The organism is Rhizobium sp. CG5 (genome assembly GCF_023701945.1).
Classification (GTDB): Bacteria; Pseudomonadota; Alphaproteobacteria; order Rhizobiales; family Rhizobiaceae; genus Allorhizobium.
The window spans coordinates 11,632-31,806 of record NZ_JABAEF010000024.1; the positions used below are offsets into that span (position 1 = coordinate 11,632).

At 62.3% G+C, this 20,175-nt stretch carries 22 protein-coding genes; 9 read left to right on the plus strand and 13 right to left on the minus strand.

All coding sequences use genetic code 11. The features are described 5' to 3' along the window. Window positions 1-4: 4 nt before the first annotated feature. The 3 genes from thiP to HGO38_RS27130 all read left to right on the plus strand — a co-directional run bounded on the left by thiP (window position 5) and on the right by HGO38_RS27130 (window position 4,236). Window positions 5-1,633: a thiamine/thiamine pyrophosphate ABC transporter permease ThiP gene (gene thiP, locus HGO38_RS27120; RefSeq protein ID WP_250958934.1), complete on the plus strand. Its 1,629-nt coding sequence runs from the start codon at window positions 5-7 to the stop codon at window positions 1,631-1,633. A 1-nt stretch (window position 1,634) separates the two neighbouring features. Continuing rightward, window positions 1,635-2,357 carry a thiamine ABC transporter ATP-binding protein gene (locus HGO38_RS27125; RefSeq protein ID WP_250958935.1) on the plus strand — a complete coding sequence of 241 codons (723 nt, stop codon included), beginning with the start codon at window positions 1,635-1,637 and terminating at the stop codon, window positions 2,355-2,357. Between the two features lie 358 nt (window positions 2,358-2,715). Continuing rightward, window positions 2,716-4,236, plus strand: coding sequence for a M48 family metalloprotease (locus HGO38_RS27130; RefSeq protein WP_250958936.1), 1,521 nt, complete (start codon window positions 2,716-2,718; stop codon window positions 4,234-4,236). A gap of 21 nt (window positions 4,237-4,257) precedes the next feature. On the opposite strand, the gene HGO38_RS27135 is transcribed toward HGO38_RS27130, so the two are convergent. The 5 genes from HGO38_RS27135 to HGO38_RS27155 form a co-directional block, all read right to left on the minus strand. Further along, on the minus strand, window positions 4,258-5,115 hold the full coding sequence (locus HGO38_RS27135; RefSeq protein WP_250958937.1) for an RNA polymerase factor sigma-32: 858 nt from the start codon (window positions 5,113-5,115) through the stop codon (window positions 4,258-4,260). Between the two features lie 293 nt (window positions 5,116-5,408). Further along, window positions 5,409-5,978 (minus strand): CarD family transcriptional regulator, encoded by a 570-nt coding sequence (locus tag HGO38_RS27140; RefSeq protein WP_168473282.1) that lies wholly within the window; start codon window positions 5,976-5,978, stop codon window positions 5,409-5,411. A 386-nt stretch (window positions 5,979-6,364) separates the two neighbouring features. After that, window positions 6,365-6,703 (minus strand): ferredoxin FdxA, encoded by a 339-nt coding sequence (gene fdxA, locus HGO38_RS27145; RefSeq protein ID WP_250958938.1) that lies wholly within the window; start codon window positions 6,701-6,703, stop codon window positions 6,365-6,367. A 200-nt stretch (window positions 6,704-6,903) separates the two neighbouring features. Then, complete coding sequence (locus HGO38_RS27150) at window positions 6,904-7,317, minus strand: RNA-binding S4 domain-containing protein (RefSeq protein WP_250958939.1); 414 nt, start codon at window positions 7,315-7,317, stop codon at window positions 6,904-6,906. Between the two features lie 3 nt (window positions 7,318-7,320). Continuing rightward, a complete protein-coding gene (locus HGO38_RS27155; RefSeq protein ID WP_250958996.1) occupies window positions 7,321-10,437 on the minus strand; it encodes a helicase-related protein in 3,117 nt (1,038 codons plus the stop codon). An 80-nt stretch (window positions 10,438-10,517) separates the two neighbouring features. Here HGO38_RS27155 and HGO38_RS27160 point away from each other — a divergent pair, with 80 nt between their 5' ends. From HGO38_RS27160 to HGO38_RS27170, 3 genes are all read left to right on the plus strand, one after another. Continuing rightward, window positions 10,518-10,670 carry a hypothetical protein gene (locus tag HGO38_RS27160; protein WP_250958940.1) on the plus strand — a complete coding sequence of 51 codons (153 nt, stop codon included), beginning with the start codon at window positions 10,518-10,520 and terminating at the stop codon, window positions 10,668-10,670. A 554-nt stretch (window positions 10,671-11,224) separates the two neighbouring features. Beyond that, window positions 11,225-11,380 carry a DUF3309 family protein gene (locus tag HGO38_RS27165; protein WP_250958941.1) on the plus strand — a complete coding sequence of 52 codons (156 nt, stop codon included), beginning with the start codon at window positions 11,225-11,227 and terminating at the stop codon, window positions 11,378-11,380. 37 nt (window positions 11,381-11,417) lie between these two features. Next, window positions 11,418-11,675 (plus strand): YMGG-like glycine zipper-containing protein, encoded by a 258-nt coding sequence (locus HGO38_RS27170; protein ID WP_250958942.1) that lies wholly within the window; start codon window positions 11,418-11,420, stop codon window positions 11,673-11,675. Between the two features lie 225 nt (window positions 11,676-11,900). Here HGO38_RS27170 and HGO38_RS27175 read toward each other — a convergent pair whose 3' ends face one another. The 3 genes from HGO38_RS27175 to HGO38_RS27185 all read right to left on the minus strand — a co-directional run bounded on the left by HGO38_RS27175 (window position 11,901) and on the right by HGO38_RS27185 (window position 14,367). Beyond that, entirely contained in the window at window positions 11,901-12,248 is a 348-nt protein-coding gene (locus HGO38_RS27175; RefSeq protein WP_250958943.1) for a YunG family protein, read from the minus strand. A gap of 68 nt (window positions 12,249-12,316) precedes the next feature. Further along, window positions 12,317-13,042 carry a beta-ketoacyl-ACP reductase gene (locus HGO38_RS27180; protein WP_250958944.1) on the minus strand — a complete coding sequence of 242 codons (726 nt, stop codon included), beginning with the start codon at window positions 13,040-13,042 and terminating at the stop codon, window positions 12,317-12,319. A 143-nt stretch (window positions 13,043-13,185) separates the two neighbouring features. Beyond that, the gene (locus tag HGO38_RS27185; RefSeq protein WP_250958945.1) at window positions 13,186-14,367 is read right to left on the minus strand and encodes an acetyl-CoA C-acetyltransferase; all 1,182 of its coding nucleotides are present in this window, start codon (window positions 14,365-14,367) and stop codon (window positions 13,186-13,188) included. A 237-nt stretch (window positions 14,368-14,604) separates the two neighbouring features. On the opposite strand from HGO38_RS27185, the gene phaR reads away from it, so the two are divergent. Further along, complete coding sequence (gene phaR / locus HGO38_RS27190; protein ID WP_250958946.1) at window positions 14,605-15,177, plus strand: polyhydroxyalkanoate synthesis repressor PhaR; 573 nt, start codon at window positions 14,605-14,607, stop codon at window positions 15,175-15,177. Between the two features lie 77 nt (window positions 15,178-15,254). On the opposite strand, the gene HGO38_RS27195 is transcribed toward phaR, so the two are convergent. From HGO38_RS27195 to mtgA, 4 genes are all read right to left on the minus strand, one after another. Then, the gene (locus HGO38_RS27195; RefSeq protein ID WP_250958947.1) at window positions 15,255-15,662 is read right to left on the minus strand and encodes a hypothetical protein; all 408 of its coding nucleotides are present in this window, start codon (window positions 15,660-15,662) and stop codon (window positions 15,255-15,257) included. 139 nt (window positions 15,663-15,801) lie between these two features. After that, the gene (gene rpmF, locus HGO38_RS27200) at window positions 15,802-15,987 is read right to left on the minus strand and encodes a 50S ribosomal protein L32 (protein ID WP_007604390.1); all 186 of its coding nucleotides are present in this window, start codon (window positions 15,985-15,987) and stop codon (window positions 15,802-15,804) included. Between the two features lie 160 nt (window positions 15,988-16,147). Further along, entirely contained in the window at window positions 16,148-16,795 is a 648-nt protein-coding gene (locus HGO38_RS27205; protein ID WP_250958948.1) for a glutathione S-transferase family protein, read from the minus strand. A gap of 78 nt (window positions 16,796-16,873) precedes the next feature. Then, a complete protein-coding gene (mtgA, locus tag HGO38_RS27210; RefSeq protein ID WP_502941645.1) occupies window positions 16,874-17,548 on the minus strand; it encodes a monofunctional biosynthetic peptidoglycan transglycosylase in 675 nt (224 codons plus the stop codon). A gap of 204 nt (window positions 17,549-17,752) precedes the next feature. Here mtgA and HGO38_RS27215 point away from each other — a divergent pair, with 204 nt between their 5' ends. Both HGO38_RS27215 and HGO38_RS27220 read left to right on the plus strand, forming a co-directional pair. Beyond that, window positions 17,753-18,667, plus strand: a complete 915-nt coding sequence (locus tag HGO38_RS27215; protein ID WP_250958949.1) for a polyprenyl synthetase family protein — start codon at window positions 17,753-17,755, stop codon at window positions 18,665-18,667. Window positions 18,668-18,793: 126 nt separating this feature from the next. Then, a complete protein-coding gene (locus HGO38_RS27220) occupies window positions 18,794-19,435 on the plus strand; it encodes a LysE family translocator (protein WP_250958950.1) in 642 nt (213 codons plus the stop codon). A gap of 63 nt (window positions 19,436-19,498) precedes the next feature. Here the strand turns inward: HGO38_RS27220 and HGO38_RS27225 are convergent, their stop codons facing one another. Further along, window positions 19,499-20,161: a YiaD family glycine zipper/OmpA-like lipoprotein gene (locus HGO38_RS27225; RefSeq protein WP_250958951.1), complete on the minus strand. Its 663-nt coding sequence runs from the start codon at window positions 20,159-20,161 to the stop codon at window positions 19,499-19,501. Window positions 20,162-20,175 lie beyond the last annotated feature (14 nt).

Sequence of the window (20,175 nt, forward strand, 5' to 3'; positions counted from 1 at the left end):
ACCGATGCTGACCAGGCGCGAGCGGTGGACGGCGATTGCCGGCGGGACCTTGAGCCTTGCCGGCCTTTTGCTGTTCATCGCTGCCGCCGTCGTCTCCTTGCTGATGATCGGCACGGAGACCGGCAGCAGACCGGCATTCATGGACCCGGTCGTGCTGTCGATCCTGCGGTTCACGCTGCTGCAGGCGGCGCTCTCGACAGCGCTGTCGCTGCTGTTTGCCCTGCCGGTGGCGCGCGCCCTGGCCCGCCAGCCGCAGTTCTGGGGCCGCCGCTGGCTGGTCCGCCTGCTCGCCTTGCCCATGGGTCTGCCGGTGCTGATCGGCGCACTCGGCCTGATCGGCGTCTGGGGCCGGCAGGGCGTGGTCAATGACGGCCTGCGATGGATCGGCATCAGCGAGCCCTTCAGCATCTATGGCCTCAGTGGCATCCTGCTCGCCCATGTGTTCTTCAACATGCCGCTGGCGGCCCGGCTGATGCTGGCGGGGCTGGAGCGGGTTCCGGCGGAATATTGGCAGATGAGCGCCAGCCTTGGCATGCGGCCCCTCTCGGTCTTCCGCTTCATCGAATGGCCGGCCCTGCGGCCGCTGCTGCCGGGCATAGCCGGCCTGATCTTCATGCTCTGCGCCACCAGTTTCACGCTGGTTCTGGTGCTGGGCGGCGGACCGGCGGCGACGACCATCGAAGTGGCGATCTACCAGGCGCTGCGCTTCGATTTCGATCCGGGCCGCGCCGTCTCGCTGGCGCTGCTGCAGATCGCCCTCACGGCGTTTGTTCTCGGCGCCATGGCCCTCTTCCCGAACCCGCAGGATCAGGCCCGGACGGATGGCCATGCGACACGACGCTTCGACGGCAAATCGCCTGCGGCCCGATTGGCCGATACGGCGATGCTGACCGTCGCCTTTCTGTTCCTGGCAGCACCTCTGGCCGCCATCACCCTGTCCGGACTGCAATCCGATCTGCCGAAACTCGTGTCGCAGCCGGCATTTCTGAAAGCCGCAGCCACCAGCCTCGCCATCGCCTTCAGCGCCGCCCTGCTGTCGCTGGCCGTCAGCATGGCCTTCATCGAGGCCCGGGCAGCGCTGGGCATGGGGCCTCGCGCGCATGTCTTGGCGAGGGTCCTGTCGACCGCCATTGCCGCCGCCTCCTTCCTGGTCTTTCTGGTGCCGGCCATCGTTCTGGCCACCGGCTGGTTCCTGCTGCTGAGACCAGCCGGCGATATCGGCCGGTTTGCGCCGGTCCTCGTCGTCGTCATCAACATGCTGATGGCCCTGCCCTTCACCATGCGCGTGCTGGCGCCGGCCGTCGAGATCCATCGCCACCGCACGACAAGGCTTTGCGCCAGCTTGGGCATTTCCGGCCTGGCCCGCTGGCGGTTGATCGACTGGCCGGCTCTGAAACGACCGTTCTTGACCGCCCTGTCCTTTGCCATGGCCCTGTCGCTCGGCGATCTCGGCGCCGTCGCTCTGTTCGGTTCGGAAAACCTCACCACCCTGCCCTGGCTGATCTACAGCCGCATGGGCAATTATCGCAGCGACGATGCCGACGGGCTGGCCCTGCTCCTGGGCCTGGTCTGCCTGGCGCTGACGATTGCCGGAACCAGCGGCGCAAGCGCGCAAGTGCGGGAGAAACAGTGAGATGAGCCGGACCATTGCCGTCCAGATGGACAATGTCGGCCTGCGGCTTGGATCGCGCGCCTTCCATTTCGACGTCAGCCTGGAGGAAGGCACGATCACCTCGGTGGCCGGACCGTCCGGCTCGGGAAAATCGACCCTGCTCAATCTGGTCGCCGGCTTCGAGCAGCCCGACAGCGGCCGCGTGCTGATCGGAGGCACCGACGTAACCGGTCGTCACCCGGCCGAGCGGCCGGTTTCGATCGTCTTTCAGGACAACAATCTGTTTGCCCATCTCGATCTCTTCACCAATGTCGGGCTCGGTATCAATCCGTCGCTGAGGCTCGCCGCCCAGGATCGGGCCGCGGTCTCCTCGGCCCTCGCCCGCGTCGGCCTGCCAGGCTACGAGCGACGGATGCCGGCGACGCTTTCGGGCGGCGAGCGGCAGCGTGCGGCGTTCGCCCGGGCGCTGGTGCGTCGCAAGCCGGTCCTGCTGCTCGACGAACCCTTTGCCGCCCTCGACCCAGGCCTGCGCGCGTCGATGGCCGATCTGCTGATCGAAATGCACCAGGAGACCGGCATCACGGTGCTGATCGTCAGCCACGACCCGCAGGAGGTTTTCCGCCTGTCGCAGAACGTTCTGTTCGTCGTCGACGGACGCATCGCGGTCGATGCCTCGCGCGAGGATTTCTTTGCGATCTCCGGAAATCTCGAGGTCGACGCCTTTCGCGGGAACGGGCCACCGTAATCCGGCCGCGCATGGTCGGCATCGGTCGATCGGTTGTTGAAAAAAGGGACGGGACGGTGCGATCGTGCATCGGATTGAGACGGTCGAACATTCAGCGCAACCGCCGCGCCTTATTTTCGACGCGGCCGAATGGCATGCGCAAACCCACTGTCCCATCTTCGATCAACGGGTTAGGGCTTCCTTATCTACACCAGCATCTTGTTCGGCGTACACTTTTATCCATATGCAGTAAATGAGGTTAAATGTCTCGAAGGGGATCGACAGACCTTCGCCAATCGGCCAGATGCTGGGGGCAAGCTCCACAACGGGTCCGTTGAATTCACTCACAGGGGCATGATGATTCGAAAAGATGCGGGGCATGGTCATTACTAGCGCAAATGCCGTCAGGTCTTCGGGACGGCGCTTTCTGCTGTCGGGCATTGCCCGGCCGCTGACGGTGTTGGTCGCCACCAGCGTCCTGCTGTCCGGCTGCCAGTCGCTTTTCGATCAGTCCTACGAACCGAATGTTTCACCGTCGAACAATCCGCAGATCGTCGAGGAAGTGCAGAAGAATGATCCGCGAGCCCAGATGGGGGCGCGGGAACATCCGCGCATTGTGGCGAGCTATGGCGGCGAATATCACGATGAGAAGACCGAGAAGCTGGTCGCCCGCATTGCCGGTGCCTTGACCGCCGTTTCGGAAAACCCCAACCAGTCCTATCGTATCACCATTCTCAATTCGCCGGCCATCAATGCCTTCGCGCTGCCGGGCGGCTATCTCTATGTGACGCGCGGGCTCCTGGCGCTTGCCAACGATGCGTCGGAAGTGGCAGCCGTGCTGAGCCATGAAATGGCCCATGTGACCGCCAATCACGGCATCGAGCGCCAGCGGCGCGAAGAGGCCGAAGTGATCGCCAGCCGCGTCGTCGCCGAAGTGCTGTCGAGCGATCTGGCCGGCAAACAGGCGCTGGCGCGCGGCAAGCTGCGGCTGGCCGCCTTCTCCCGCCAGCAGGAATTGCAGGCCGACGTGATCGGCGTGCGCATGCTCGGCGAGGCCGGCTATGATCCCTATGCCGCCGCACGCTTCCTCGATTCCATGGCCAATTACAGCCATTTCACCTCCGTCGATCCGGACGCCGACCAGAGCCTCGACTTCTTGTCGAGCCATCCGAATGCCCCGCAGCGCGTCGAACTGGCGCGCCGCCACGCACGGGCCTTCGGACCGGAGGGCACCCACGGCGAAAGCGGTCGCGAATATTACCTGAACGGCATCGACGGGCTGCTCTATGGCGACAGCCCGCAAGAGGGCTATGTCCGCGGCCAGACTTTCCTGCACGGCAGCCTTGGCATCCGTTTCGAAGTGCCGGCCGGCTTCCAGATTGACAACAAGGTGGAGGCGGTGCTGGCAACGGGCGCCGGCGACGTCGCCATCCGCTTCGATGGTGTGGCCGACGACCAGAAGCGCACCCTGACCAACTATATTTCCAGCGGATGGGTGACCGGCCTGCTGCCCGAGACGATCAAGGAAACCACGGTCAACGGCCTGGAAGCGGCAACCGCCCGCGCCTCGGCCGAGCGCTGGGATTTCGACATCACCGTGATCCGCATTGGCTCGCAGATCTTCCGCTTCCTGACGGCTGTGCCGAAAGGCAGCCCGCTGCTGCAGCCGACCGCCGATACGCTGAGGGCCACCTTCCGGCGCATCACGCCGCAGGAGGCCCAGTCGCTGAAGCCTTTGCGCATCCGCGTGGTGACGGTCAAGCCGGGAGAAACGATCGGCACGCTCGCCGCCCGCATGATGGGCACCGAGCGCAAGCTCGACCTGTTCAAGATGATCAATGCGTTACAGACCGGCTCGACCTTGCCCCCCGGGACACGGGTCAAGCTGATTACCGAATAGACCGCACGGTCTGGCTGGCCGTCACCCGGCCATATGCGGATCGGCGGTCACAAGGGCTGATTTCAGCTTTTCCAGCGCCCGGCTCTCGATCTGCCGCACGCGCTCCTTGGAAATGCCGAGCTGGGTTCCAAGCTCCTCCAGCGTCGCACCATCCTCCGACAGCCGTCGGGCGCGGATGATCTTGACTTCCCGCTCATTGAGCTGGGTCATTGCGCCGTTCAGCCACTGCAGCCGACGTTCGCCGTCGATCATGCCGCTGACCTGCTCGTCCGGCGGCATGTCGTCGCTGGCCAGCATGTCGAGCTTTTCGCCGCCGTCCGGGCTTCCAGCCGACAGCGGCGCCTGCAGCGAACTGTCATTGCCTGCAAGCCTTGCATCCATGGTCTGCACGTCCTTAAGGCTGACGCCGAGCGCGCTGGCGATTTCCTGATGGATGGCCTGCTCCGTCAGTTGGCTGTCGCCCTGCGCCAGCTTGGCGCGCAGACGGCGCAGGTTGAAGAACAGCGCCTTCTGCGAGGAACTCGTGCCACCGCGCACGATCGACCAGTTGCGCAGGATATAATCCTGCATCGAGGCCCTGATCCACCAGCCGGCATAGGTCGAGAAGCGCACATCGCGGGCCGGCTCGAACCGGGCAGCAGCCTCGAGCAGGCCGACATAGCCTTCCTGGATGAGATCGCTGATCGGCAGGCCGAAGCCACGGAATTTGGACGCCATGGCGATCACCAGGCGCATATGGGCCAGAGCAATCTGGTTGCGCGCCTGTTGGTCCTGACCTTCCTTCCAGCGGATGGCAAGGTCGCGTTCTTCCTCGCGGGCAAGATAGGGGGCGGCCATGGCGTATTTGATCAGTCGCCTGTCGGCCTGCATGGTGTTCATCGATCCCTCCATTCGGCAATTGCAACGAACAATCTGGCAATCAAAATTCGCAGTTAAGACGATATGACAAAAGACAATACGCTTCAGCCGAATGACTGGATTTGCCGCCGGAACTGACGGGAGCAAGATTTCTTCCGCAACCTCGGCTGTAAGCCTGCTTTCAGCTTCCGTAAAACGCCGGACCGTGGGGAAAGTTCCCGCCTTCAGGACTGGGGATGGGATGGACCAGACGACCAGGCACAAAAAAACCCGGCCAAGGCCGGGCTTTTTCGAAAACAGGCGGTCGCAGCAGCCTATGCGGCTTCTTCCTGGGCATCCTCTTCGTCAACCGCCTTGCCCCGCTTTGGGCCTTTGGCAAGATTGACTTCGACCAGACGAACGGCCTCGGTTTCCGACATCTTGTTCACAGCCGCGATTTCGCGCGCCATGCGATCAAGAGCAGCTTCGTAAAGCTGGCGCTCGGAATAGGACTGTTCAGGCTGATGCTCGGCACGATACAGATCGCGAACCACCTCGGCGATCGAGATCAGGTCGCCGGAATTGATCTTCGCATCATATTCCTGCGCACGACGAGACCACATTGTCCGCTTGACGCGAGCCTTACCTTGCACGACGCGCAGGGCCCGCTCGACGAAATCGGTCTCCGACAGCTTGCGCATGCCGATGCTGACGGCCTTGGCCACCGGCACCTTAAGGCGCATCTTGTCCTTTTCGAAATCGATTACAAAAAGCTCCAGTTTCATACCGGCAACTTCCTGCTCTTCGATCGCAGTGATTGTGCCGACGCCATGAGCCGGATATACGATTGCTTCGCCGGTCTTGAAGCCTTGACGCATTGAAGATTTTTTCTGCTGGGTGGTCATTCGTTTCAAAAACTCCCTGTTACGCTCCTGGCATCACGCCAAGACCGGGTCAGTCAGGCCCGGATGAGACGGGGGACACCGTCGGGTGACTCCATTCTGGTCCAAACACGAATGGGCAAACAAAACCCCTCGACGCTTCGGTGACCCGCCAACCATATCGTCGAATATGTCACGGATACCGCGTTCGGTTATTTGAGAGCTTTCGTGATAGTTTTGGGCACGCAAATGCCCGCAAAGTGGAACAGTCTGAAAACACTATCATAAAAATATGAGGAAATCAATATTTTACTGTAGTGGCACCGCAGCGCAACACCGCCGCACCCAGCAAAGGGGCGGCCTGCGGCAATCTCCAGTCAAAACCTGGCGGGCCCATACGGACCGCATCCTCAATCGCCCGTGCCGGGCTTGGGCGAGAAGTACTTTTCGAACTTTCCGGTCTCGCCGTCCAGTTCCTTGGCCTCCGGCAGGGCGTCGCGCTTGGTGGTGATGTTCGGCCAGACCTGCGCATATTCGGCGTTGATCTTCAGCCACTTGTCGAGGCCCGGCTCGGTATCGGGCTTGATGGCTTCAGCCGGACATTCCGGCTCGCAGACGCCACAGTCGATGCATTCATCGGGATGGATGACGAGGAAATTCTCGCCCTCGTAGAAACAGTCGACCGGGCAGACTTCGACGCAATCGGTATATTTGCAGCGGATACAATTGTCGGTCACAATATACGTCATGCGGCACTCCAGAAATCTTCGCTTGCCAAGGACACACAGCTGCGATGCCGGCTGCCCAAAAGATGATGAGGTCTTTCAACAAGGCACGCGGCGGCAAAAACGCCGCGCGGCGTGGTTCGACAGGGCTGTGAGCTAATGCTTTCGCAGGCCTATAGCAAGGATAAATCGTCCTGAAAATAGGCGTGCTGCGGCAGACTATTCTATTCTTCGGTCCAGGGCTCGTCCCAGCGCAGCCGATCGATGGCCCGGCGTTCGCGTTTGGTCGGTCGGCCCGCGCCCGGCATGCGCACGGCCTGGTCAAGCGACGAGGGCCTCGAACCGGGAACGACAGGCGGCGACACGTCCTCATAGAGCAGCCGGGCCTCCTCGTAAGGTCCGCGCCGCTCGCCGATCTGGCGGACGACCACCACGAGATTGTGCACGGGCCTGGTGATCTCGAGGCGGTCGCCGGGCCGAAGGGCGAGGCTCGGCTGCTTAATCTTGCGGCCGTTGACCGAAACCAGGCCGGACACGACCTGACCCTGAGCAAGCGTCCGCGACTTGGCCAGACGCGCGAAAAACAACCATTTGTCGATGCGCTGCTGCGAACCGGGGGATGATTGGTTTTCGCCCATGGCCTACTTCTTCATCTGCTCCTTGAGAGCGGCAAGCTTGGCGAAGGGTGAATCCGGATCGATCGGCTTCTCCTTGCGGGGTGGCTTGGCCTCGAAGCGCTGGGCCTGCGACTTTGCGTCGCGGTCCGGACGATTGGACCGCTCGGGCCGATCCTGCCGGTCCGGACGATCGGAACGGGCGCCCTGCTTGCCGCGGCCGCCGTCCTTGTCGCGCGGCTTGCCGGGCTGGCCCTCGCGGCGACGATCCTCGCGGCGACCTTCCGGCGGCGCGTCGCTCTTGACGGCTTCGCCCTGGTTGGGATTGCGGTTGCCGCGGCGCTCGCCGCCATGCGGACGGGCCGGACGCTGTCCGTCGCCACGTCCACCCGGACGCCAGAGCAGAACCGGCTTCGGTTCGGCCACGGGTTCAGCCGGAGCTTCGACTTCGGTGCCGGCGGCAACAGGAGCCGCGGTCTCGTCTTCCGCCACAGCCGGTTCCGCGGCAACATCCGCGACCGTCTCGACAACGGCTTCGGCAGGGGCCGTCTCGGCCGGAGCAGCGTCGGTCTCGGTGCTGGCATCGGCATCGTCATGGTCAGCGTTTTCGGCATCGGCCTCGCCCGTCGATACGGACTCGCCGGTGGCGGGGGCTGCGGCTGAAGCCGGTGCCGCGGACGCATCCTGACCGGCCAGGAAGGCCTGCGCTTCTTCAGCCTTAACGCTGTCGGCCCGATAGCCGAGGCCCTTCAGGATCTCTTCCATGTCGTCCGGCGTCGCGCCGAGAATGGACAGCATCGAGGTTGTCGTGACGAACCGGCGACCGTCATAGGCGCCGTCCGGCCGCGACGGCTGGCCGGGCTTCCACTGCAGCAGCGGCCGGATCAGATCGGCCAGGCGCTCCAGGATGTCGATGCGCACCGCACGCTTGCCGAGGAACCGGAAGCCCGCCAGCTTGTAGAACATGCGCTCATAGCTCGGGTCGGTGACGACCGATGTCCGGCCAGCCGCCAGCACGGGAATAAGGTCACCATAGCCCGGCTTGTCGAGACCGTCATTCTTCAGCGCCCAGAGCAGGGTGATGAGTTCGGCCGGGGCCGGCTTCAACAGCGCCGGCATGAAGATGTGATAGGCGCCGAAGCGGACGCCATAGCGACGCATCGAGGCGCGGGCGTCCTGATCGAGCGACTTGACGTCGTCGGAGACATCGCGACGGAACAGCACGCCGAGGTTTTCCACGAGCTGGAAGGCCAGGCCCTTGGCCAGACCCTGCAGGTCCTCGGCACGCGACAGGTCGTCCAGCGGCTTCAGCACCGTCGAGATATGGTGGTTCACATAACGCTCGATACGGGCGACGACATGGTCGCGGGCATTTCCGGTCAATTGCTCGTCAGCCAGCAGAAGCACGCGCGGATGCAGCATGTGGTCGCTGCCGGTCAGGCGCGCCACGGGATCGCCGACCCAGCGCACCAGTCCGTCCGCGCTGATCGCCAGATCGCTGTTGCCGGACGCATGCAGGCGTGCCGCCCGTGCCTCGAATTCCAGTCCGAGCGCTTTCTGCGCGGCCGTCTGCACGGCCCTCGCATCCGGTCCGTCGGTTCCAGAAATGGGCGTGAACCGGAAACCGGCAAGTTGCCCCATGTGATGTCCCTCGACGAAGACATCGCCATTTACACTGATCTCAGCTTCCAGCATCGCATTCTCTCTCAAGCGCTTCATGAGCACAGATGTCCTGCGATCAACAAAGCGTTTCGTCAACCTTTCATGTAGCGCATCGGACAAACGATCTTCGATTTCCCGTGTCTTTTCTTGCCAGTGTGTCGGATCGGCAAGCCAACCGGGTCGGTTTGACACATAAGTCCAGGTTCTGATCTGTGCGATTCGCGCCGAAAGCGTATCGATTTCACCATCTGTCCGATCGGCGCGACGCACCTGTTCGGCCAGAAAAGTCTCGTTCACGGTGCCATGCCTGGCCAGATCTGAAAAGAGGGTAGAGATCAGATCGGCATGCTGGGCTGGCGTAATCCGCCGATAATCCGGCAGGGCGCAGGCGTCCCACAACAATCCAACCCGCTCCGGCCGGTCGGCCAGATCGGTGATTTCGGGATAGCGCGACAGATATTCGAGCGCCTGCTGGTCGATGGCCGGCAGGGCCCGGGTGAGGCCACCGATCTTCGGCACATCGTCCAGGCTGCGCCTGAGTGCGGCGATGGACGAGAAATCGAAGGCGGCGGTGCGCCATTGCAGGACCTTGACCGGATCGAAATGATGGCTTTCCAGCCGCTCGACCATCTCCTCGTCGAACGGGTCGACCCGGCCGGTGACGCCAAAGGTGCCGTCTTTCAGGTGACGACCGGCGCGGCCGGCGATCTGGCCGAGTTCGCCGGAATTCAAGTTTCGGAACTGATAGCCGTCGAACTTGCGGTCCTGGGCAAAGGCAACATGGTCGACATCGAGATTGAGGCCCATGCCGATCGCATCGGTCGCCACGAGGTAATCGACATCGCCGGACTGGTAGAGGCCGACCTGGGCATTGCGCGTGCGGGGGCTGAGCGCCCCCAGCACGACGGCCGCCCCGCCGCGCTGCCGGCGGATCAGCTCGGCAATCGCGTAGACTTCGTCTGCCGAGAAGGCGACGATGGCCGTTCGATGCGGCAAACGGGTGATCTTCTTCTGGCCGGCATAAAAGAGCTGCGACAGCCGTGGCCGCTCGACAATGGTTATGCCCGGCAGGAGCTGCTGGAGAATGGGCTTCATGGTGGCCGAGCCGAGCAACAAGGTCTCCTCCCGGCCACGCAAATGCAGCAGACGGTCGGTAAAGATATGGCCGCGCTCCAGATCGCCCGCCAGCTGGATCTCGTCGATCGCCACGAAGGAGGCCTTGGTCTCGCGCGGCATCGCTTCCACGGTGCAGACCGAAAAGCGCGCCTTGGGCGGCGAGATCTTCTCCTCGCCGGTCACCAGCGCGACATTGGCAACCCCGACCCGCTCGACGACGCGGGTGTAAACCTCGCGGGCGAGCAGACGCAGCGGCAGACCGATCATCCCGGATCCATGCGCCACCATGCGCTCGATGGCATAGTGGGTCTTGCCCGTATTGGTCGGCCCCAGCACGGCAATGACGCTGCGGCCGCTGAGGATCATGGGTTGCGAGGTCAAGGCACGCTCCAGTCTGCAATGGCGGTTGCAACGGCCCGTAACAGGGCCGGCAACCAGGCCAACACATGGCGATGATCACCGGCAAAGGCAAGACAGGAATTCCGCGGCGGGACGAAGGCCTCAGAAAACACTGCGATTCCACCACTGATTGCATCTCGAAAGATCTGCTGTTTCAGGATTCGGAACAGGGCCCGAACGAATCAGCGACGAATCGCTGACTCGGGATGATTCAGCCTTTGTTCACGGCTATATCTTGTGTCCTGCGCGGGCAATTTCCACGACATGCTGAATCCTCCCTGCAACCGGATCTGCACGGCAGACGTTAATCTTTGACGACTCCGCTGCGCGCGCCGGAAACGACCGGCGGCGCGATTTAACTATTTGCTAATATTGATGATTTCACCAGCCAGTGGCATGTGGACGAGGTTAACGCGCCTCGCAAGACACCGCGCGACCAAAGCCGGAACGAATCAGCGACGAATCACCGACTCCAGCATGTTCCGCCTCTGTTCACCACAATATCTAGAGGGGAAACGACAGCTGCCCCATAGGCCGGCGCCTGTTTCAGGTCCACCGTTAACCCAGCGCCCCATGAAAGTGCCGCAACCATAGCGATTCGAACCCGCATCGGCGACCCTCCCGGCGCCACCCGACGGGATCCAGATCCCGCCGCTTCCACCGGCGCCGAGAGAATTTGATCAGGCATGGAACAATGATCGCCGCCACGCATTCTCTGGGTACAAATCGATAACAAACAATGGAGAGGGATCCCATGTTAGGCACAATTCTCGTCGTCGTCGTCATCCTGCTTTTGATTGGCGCCCTTCCGAACTGGGGCCACAGCCGCAGCTGGGGTTATGGCCCATCGGGCGGCCTTGGACTTGTCGTCCTCATCCTGATCATTCTGCTGCTGATGGGCAGAATCTGACGTCAACTCTGTCAACCGGCTTAGAAGGAGCATCATCATGATCAAGAAATTTGTACTGGGACTGGCACTCGTCGGAGCCCTCGCCTCCTGCACCCAGACTGAAAAAGGCGCCTCGATCGGTGCCGCATCCGGCGCCGTGATCGGCGGCGTGGCCACGAATTCCTGGGGCGGCGCAGCCGTTGGCGCGGCCGTCGGCGGTGTTGCCGGTGCCCTCATTGGCCAGTCGCAGGAACGTCCGGGCTACTGCATCTATCGCGACCGCAACGGCCGCCGTTACGAGGACCGTTGCCGCTAACAACAGGCGACACGACAATCCGAAAAGCCGCCGCATCCCGGCGGCTTTTTGCTGTTCGCGAATGCCCCGTTAACCCTTTGGCCAAAGCCGGAACGAATCAGCGACGAATCACAGACACGCCGGCTTTCCCGGTTTGTTCACCGCTAGATCATGTGGAAAAACAATTGGTTAACCATAGGATTCGGTCATATTCGGCCGTCCTGGCGCCTGTCCTGCTGACGTCTGTTAACCTGCAAGGCCCAACTGTCGACGCAAGGCGGAATACTGGACAGGGCTGGTATCGCTGAAGGCTTCTTCACGTGACGAGACGATGTCGTCGAAGCTGATCGGCGCGGAAAACTGGCTGACGGTGAAATCGAAGCGCTCGCCCGCGATGCGATTGTAGAAATGCGTGCCGCCCGGCGTCCGCGTCATCAGGATATCGCCACCGAACAGATCCTGTGCCACCAGACTTGTCACGCTGCATTGGCCCTTGGCAGGGTTCTCAACCGTCCAGCTTGAGGCGGTGTCACACGACCAGGCTTGGGCCAGTGCACGGCCAAAATCTGCCGGCGTGGCATACCGTACTGTCATGCGGGCCTCCATATCAAAACATCAGCCGGCCATCCCGAGCCGGCTGATCCGAAACGTGATGGGTTGGACTACACGAAGAACTGCCCGCCATTGGCCGAAATGGTCGAGCCGGTGATGAATCCGGCATCATCGGAAGCGAGAAACACCACGCAACGGGCGATTTCCTCAGGCTCGCCAAGCCGGCCCACCGGGATCTGCGGGATGATCCGCTCGGTCAGCACCTTTTCCGGGATGGCCCGCACCATTTCCGTGCCGATATAGCCCGGGCAGACCGCATTGACGGTAATGCCCTTGGCAGCCCCTTCCTGGGCCAGCGCCTTGGTAAAGCCGAGATCGCCGGCCTTGGCCGCCGAATAATTGACCTGGCCCATCTGGCCCTTCTGGCCGTTGATCGAGGAGATCGAGATAATGCGCCCGAAACTGCGGTCACGCATCCCCGGCCAGATCGGATGGGTCATGTTGAACAGGCCGGAGAGATTGGTGCTGATCACCTCGTTCCACTGCTGCGGCGTCATCTTGTGGAACATCGCGTCGCGGGTGATGCCGGCATTGTTGACCAGGACCTCGACCGGTCCGAGCGCTGCCTCGACCGCGCCGACGCCGGCCACGCAGGCCTCGTAATCGGAAACGTCCCATTTGAAAACGGCAATGCCGGTCTCCGCCTCAAACGCCTTGGCCTTTTCGTCATTGCCCGCGTAATTCGCCGCAACCGTGTAGCCGGCCGCCTTGAGCGCCACCGAAATGGCCGCCCCGATCCCACGGGTTCCGCCCGTCACCAGTGCTACCCTGCTCATATCCGTTTTCCTCCCTTGCCTCATTTTGCTGTGCCCGGATCTTCCGTCCGGTTGTTTTGAATGATCTCAGTGACAATTGGCCGACAGGTGCGCTACCCGATTGATCGGGCAAGCCACCCGTCGACAGATTTAACGCAGAAGACTCAGAACGCCTCGACGCACAGGGCGATGCCCATGCCGCCGCCGATGCACAGCGTGGCAAGACCCTTCTTGGCACCGCGGCGCTTCATCTCGAATAGCAGCGTGTTGAGAATGCGGGCGCCGGACGCGCCGACCGGATGGCCGATGGCAATGGCCCCGCCATTGACGTTGACGATCGACGGATCCCAGCCGAGATCCTTATTGACCGCGCAGGCTTGGGCCGCAAAGGCCTCGTTGGCCTCAACCAGATCGAGATCATTGACGCTCCAGCCGGCCTTTTCCAGCGCCTTGCGCGAAGCCGGGATGGGACCCGTGCCCATGATCTTCGGATCGACCCCGGCCGTCGCCCAGGAGATGATGCGGGCGAGCGGCGCGATACCGCGGCGCGAGGCCTCAGCCTCCGACATCAGCAAGGTGGCGGCGGCACCGTCATTGATCCCCGAGGCATTGCCGGCCGTGACCGTGCCTTCCTTGTCGAAAGCGGGCTTCAGCTTGGTCATGCTGTCGATCGTCGTGCCGGCGCGGATATATTCGTCCGCATCGACGGTCACGTCGCCCTTGCGGCCGGGCACGATGAACGGAACGATCTCATCCTTGAAACGGCCAGCCAGCTGTGCGGCTTCGGCCTTATTCTGCGAGGCAACCGCAAAAGCATCCTGCTCGTCGCGCGTCAGCTGCCATTGCCGGGCGACATTCTCAGCGGTCACACCCATGTGATAGCCATAGAAGGCATCGGTCAGGCCATCCTTGATCATGGTGTCGATCATCTTCATGTCGCCCATCTTCACACCGGCGCGCAGATGCGCGCAATGGGGCGCCAAGGACATCGACTCCTGGCCGCCGGCGATGATGATCTTGGCATCGCCCGTGGCGATCTGCTGCATGCCGAGTGCCACGGCGCGCAGGCCCGAGCCGCACAGCTGGTTCATGCCCCAGGCGGTGGTTTCCTGGGGAATGCCGGCCTTCATTGCCGCTTGGCGTGCCGGGTTCTGGCCCTGGCCGGCCGTCAGGATCTGTCCGAGGATGACTTCGTCGACTTCACCCGCCTCGACGCCGGCCCGCTCGAGCACGGCCTTGATCGCCACGGCGCCAAGATCATGGGCCGCCACATTGGCAAATGCCCCGTTGAAGGACCCGACAGCTGTGCGGGCGGCACTGGCGATGACGATGGATGGATTGGTCATGGACGTCTCCTCACTTTTCTTTTGCTCTGCACCGAAACTGACAAAGCTTTTGGCCGGTGTCAAACAGGAAGACACGGCCCGGTTTCATTCCTTAGTTGTGCCGGCATCGGAATACCTGACATTCGTCAAGCGCGACTTCTGCAACGCACAAAGAGATTGTCACAACGCGCCCTTTGCGCTTACACTTGGCGCGGGAAGAGCAAAAACAATGATAGTATCTGGGGTCAGGAGACAAAAATGGCAAAAGCCGATGGCGAAATCGTTATCAAGAAATATGCCAATCGACGCCTCTACAATACGGGTACCAGCACCTATGTGACGCTGGAAGACCTGGCGACAATGGTGAAGAAGGGTGAGGAATTCACCGTACAGGATGCCAAGTCGGGGGACGACATCACCCATTCCGTCCTGACGCAGATTATTTTCGAGCAGGAATCCAAGACGGGCAATACGCTTCTGCCGATTTCCTTCCTGCGCCAGCTGATCAGTTATTACGGCGATCAGATGCAGATGGTGGTTCCGAGCTTTCTTGAGCACTCGATGAAGGCCTTCACCGAACAGCAGGTGCAGATGCGCGAGCAGATGACCAAAGCCTTCGGCGAGCCGCTGTCGAAAAATATCCAGACGCCGATCCAGCTGATGGAAGACCAGGTCAAGCGCAACACCGACATGTTCCACCAGGCCATGCAGATGTTCTCGCCCTTCCTGACGCCGCAGCCGCCGAAGGAAACCAAGAAGGCCGAAGCCAAGGATATCGATGAGCTGAAGGAACAGCTTCGCAACCTTCAGACCAAACTCGACAACCTGTAAAATCTACAGAGCCAGGAGAGCGGCCGGCAGCAGCGCCGTTCTCCTGCCGATCCCCGCCAAGTATTGGGCCGAATGCGTCAAAGGCCAATCGACACGTCGCGACCGGCCGTGCGGATCGACACGGCAAAGCCACCGACCACGTCGATGAACGTGATGATCATCAGGATGAAGAAGATCTGCGTCGCCGCCCCCTGCAGGAGCAGGAACTCGACCAGGAACGCGATGAACACCAGCATCGACAGCATGTGGTTGACCAGCGAACCCGATCCGTGACGGGTGCTTTTGAGGATTTCCACGAACAGGATCGCCAGCGCCACCAGGATGAACAGGTCGCCCATCGACAAGGTCCAGATGGCGCCCGAGAGCATGGCGAGCGACAGGATTTCACTGTCCAGCACAGCAATGCCGCCTTGCCCGAACAATCCCATCATGGCGAGATTGTAGAGAACAAACGGAACGATCATCAGCGGAAATGCAGCAATCATGAAAGTCTACCTCGCGGAAACAAAACAATATTGTCTTGTTCTTACATAACGCAGGATTTGCGGCGGAGGAATGACGTCATGAAAAAAGAAAAGGCCGGCACAAGCCGACCTTTTTTCATAACAAGGATACGCGCAAGTCTTATGCGCTTTCCTTCGGCGTCAGAACCTGGCGACCGCGATACATACCGGTCTTCAGATCGATATGGTGCGGGCGACGCAGTTCGCCGGAGTTCTTGTCCTCGACATAGGTCGGGGCCTTGAGGCCGTCAGCAGAGCGGCGCATACCGCGCTTCGACGGGCTTGTTTTTCTTTTAGGTACAGCCATTTCAACTACTCCACATGACGGACAAAACGGAAAACCCGGCCCAGATGAGGCCAAACAGCATCCGTCTCGATCTCGGAATTTTGCGCGCTTATACATGCCACGCAGGGCTTTGACCAGTCCCCCGGCCATATTTTTTGCGGCCGGGGCCGGCAATGTCGGCTCAGGCCTCGTCTTCGGGGACGATCCAGGTTTCGGCGAGTGCTGCCTCGCGCCACTTGATCCAGGCGGGATGGGCCTGCATGGCCGCCATGTAGTCGAGCGTATCGGCATTGCGCGTCAGGTCGTAAATCGCCAGACGACTGACCACCGGCGCAAACATCGCGTCCGCCCCACAGAAGGCGCCGAACAGGAAGGGGCCGCCCGAGCGGGCCCGCTGCTCCCGCCAGATCGTCTCGATGCGCGCAACATCGCCCATCACGCCGTCCGGCAAGGCCATGGCGCCGGCCGGCCGGCGCATGTTCATCGGGCAGGCATTGCGCAGTGCCCGGAAGCCCGACAGCATTTCCATGGAAATCGACCGTGCCACGGCCCTGTCGCCGCGATCTGACGGCCAGAGGCCGGCATCCGGATAGACCTCGGCGGCATATTCGATGATCGCCAGCGATTCCCAGACGCGCACATCGCCATGATAGAGGATCGGCACGCGGCCGGTCGGCGAGATCTCCTTGATGCGCGGATTGTCGGCCGGGAAATCGAAGGGGATCAACCGCTCCTCGAAGTCGATACCTGCCGCGGTCAGGGCGATCCAGGGCCGAAGCGACCAGGAAGAATAGTTCTTGTTGCCGATATAGAGGGTAAAATCGCTCATGATGTGACCCCTGCGCTGACTGTCCTTGCCCTGATCCTAGGCCACTTTGGCCGCCGCGACCAACGCCGTTTGCTGAACTCAATCATAAAGACATTTGATATAAGCCCCGGACCGCTTGGCCCGGCGATCCACCAGATTGGCCAGCCGCTTCATGCCATTGCCCGGCTTGCCCGCCACCCTTTCGATCGGGTTGGGCAAGGATACGGCCAGCAGGGCCGCCTGGCGCGCCGAAAGCTTCGACGCCGGGACCTTGAAATGATATTGGGCGGCAGCCTCTGCCCCGTAGATCCCCGGTCCCCATTCGGCGATGTTGAGATAAAGCTCCATCGTGCGCTTCTTCGGCCAGATGAAATCCGCCGCAAGGGCGATCGGCAGTTCCGCCCCCTTGCGCAGGAAGGACCGACTGTTCCACAGGAACAGGTTCTTGACCGTCTGCATCGGAATGGTGCTGGCGCCGCGCGTTGCCTCGCCGGCCAGAGCATCATCGACCACCGCCCGCATCTGCTCCCAGTCGATGCCGTTATGGGCGCAGAACTGGCCATCCTCCGACATCATCACCGCCTGCACCAGATTGGGCGAAATATCCTCGAACTCCACCCATTGGCGATCGTAACCGCGCATCAGCAGGAGATCGGCGATCATCAGTGTCGAAACAGGCCGGACGAGCTCGATCCGGTAGACGAGGATCAGCCCGAAAGGCAGAAGGCAGAGAATGACCAGAACCAGCAGGATCCGTCGCAGGATGCGCCCGATGCCCCACGGCTTGCGGGTCTCTCTGATGTCACCACCCTCTTCCGGCTCGATATCAATCGTCAATGTCCAACCGCCTGAGTTTGCAATGCCGCTGCATTTCATACCGGTCAAACCGCGTCATGACCAGATCACCGACCGAAGGAAGCCGCCGTCACCACAGATTCCCGTTGCGCCACCCCCGTCCGCCATGGCAAACAGCCCGCCATGGATCAGGGGACCGACATTTTCGAGCGCCGCCTTCGCGACATCGCCTCGCGAACCGAGGCGCTTTTGTCGCAAGTGCTGAGCTCCGAGACCTTGCCCCAGGAAATCCGCCGCCCGGACACGCTGCTTCAGGCGATGCGCCACGGCGTGCTGAACGGCGGCAAACGGCTGAGACCTTTTCTGGTGATAGAAAGTGCTGCGCTGTTCGACGGCCATGAACAGGCCGCCCTCCGGGTGGGCGCAGCGCTGGAATGCCTGCATTGCTATTCCCTCGTCCACGACGATCTGCCGGCCATGGACGACGACGACCTGCGGCGCGGCAAGCCGACCGTGCATATTGCCTTCGACGAGGCGACCGCCATCCTGGCCGGCGACAGCCTGCTGACGCTGGCCTTCGACGTGATTGCCGCCCCGGAAACCGAGGTGTCGGACAAAGCCAAGACCGAGCTGGTGCTGGCGCTGGCCCGCGCTGCCGGCCTCGGCGGCATGGCCGGCGGCCAGGCGCTCGATCTGGCTGCGGAAAAGCAGACGCCCGATGAGGCCGGTATCGTCACCCTGCAGGCGATGAAGACGGGTGCACTGCTGCGCTTTGCCTGCGAGGCCGGCGCCATCATCGCCGGAGCGCCGGCGCCGGACCGTCAGCGCCTTCGACAGTTCGGCGAGAGGATCGGCAGGGCTTTTCAACTGGCCGACGACCTGCTGGACCTGACCGCCGATGCCGCCACCATGGGCAAGGCGACCGGCAAGGATGCGGCCCGCGGCAAGGGCACGCTGGTGGCCGTGCATGGCCAGGCCTGGGCCGAGACCGAACTGGACCGCCTGGTCGCCGAAGCGACGGATCTTCTGACCGTCTACGGTTCGAAGGCCGGCATGCTGGTCGAGACCGCCCGGTTCGTGGCCAACCGGAAAAGCTGACGGCAAAACCTCTCTCGCCCGGACAATCCATCACCCAAACGCAGGCTTCGATCAAATCAACTGACGTGTTCCGGCCGCTCTTTCGGATATGATCACCGCTTGCAACAGCCGTGCCCCGGAGACCCTATGAACGAGATTGTCCAGAACCTGCCGCAGATCATGGCGACCTATCTCGTCTATGTGGTTGCCGTGATCAGTCCCGGCCCGGCGACCTTGGCCATTGTCTCGACGTCGATTGCGCAGGGCCGGCGGGCCGGACTGACCATGGCGGCCGGCGTTTTTGCCGGCTCCTTTACCTGGGCCATGGCCGCCTCGCTGGGCCTGGCGGCTCTGCTCACCCATTATGCGCAATTGCTGCAGATTCTCAAAATTGCCGGTGGCCTTTACCTGCTCTATCTCGCCTACAAGGCTCTGCGATCGGCTTTGCGCAAGACGGAGACGCTGCCTGCCGCCGGCAGCGCCTCGCCAAGGACGCTGAAGCAGACATTCCTGCGCGGCTACGCCATCCACCTCACCAATCCAAAGGCGATCCTTGGCTGGCTGGCGATGATTTCGATCGGCCTGCCGGCCCATGCGTCGATCGCAACGGTCGGCTTCATCGTCGGCGGATGCCTGGCGACCGGTTTGTCGGTCTTTACCGGCTATGCCCTGCTGTTTTCCACCGCCGGCGCCCTGGCCGTCTATCGCCGGGCCCGGCGCGGCATCGAAGGCACGATGGCGCTGCTCTTCGGCGTTGCCGGGGTCAAGCTGCTAACCGCTCGACTTTGAACCACGCAAACGAAAACGGCGCCGCCCGAAGGCGACGCCGCGAAGGCAGTCGTGAAAGCCGGATCAGCCCTTGATGGGAGCGATCTGGATCTCGACACGGCGGTTCTGGGCGCGGCCGTCGGGCGAAGCGTTGGAGGCCACCGGCTGGCTGGGGCCGAAGCCGAGCGCCGACACGCGCCGCTGGTCGACACCTTGACTGCTCAGGTAATTGGCAACCGAATAGGCGCGGCGTTCCGAGAGTGCCTGGTTATGAGCGGCACTGCCGGTCGAATCGGTATGACCGTTGACGTCGATCAGGGTCTTGTTGAACTTGCGCAGCACGATCGCCACCGAGTTCAGCGTTGCGTAGAACTGCGGCATGACCTGGTCCTGGTCGGTTGCAAACGTGATGTTCGACGGCATGTTGAGGATGATGCGGTCGCCGACACGGGTCACCGAAATGCCGGTGCCCTGCAGCTGGGCGCGCAGTTCGGCCTCCTGATTGTCCATGTAATTGCCGATCGCACCCCCGGCCAGCGCCCCGATACCGGCACCGATCAGCGCGGCGTCGCGGCGGCCGGTCGAGGACCCGCCGACGGCAAGGCCGCCAAGCGCGCCGACGGTGGCGCCCAGCATGGCACCGCCTGCCGTGTTCGACATCTTCTGTTCGCCCGTATAGGGGTCGGTCGTGGTGCAGGCACTGAGAAAGCTGCCGGCAAGGGCGAGGATCATGAATTTCTTTAGCATCGCATAGTCACTCC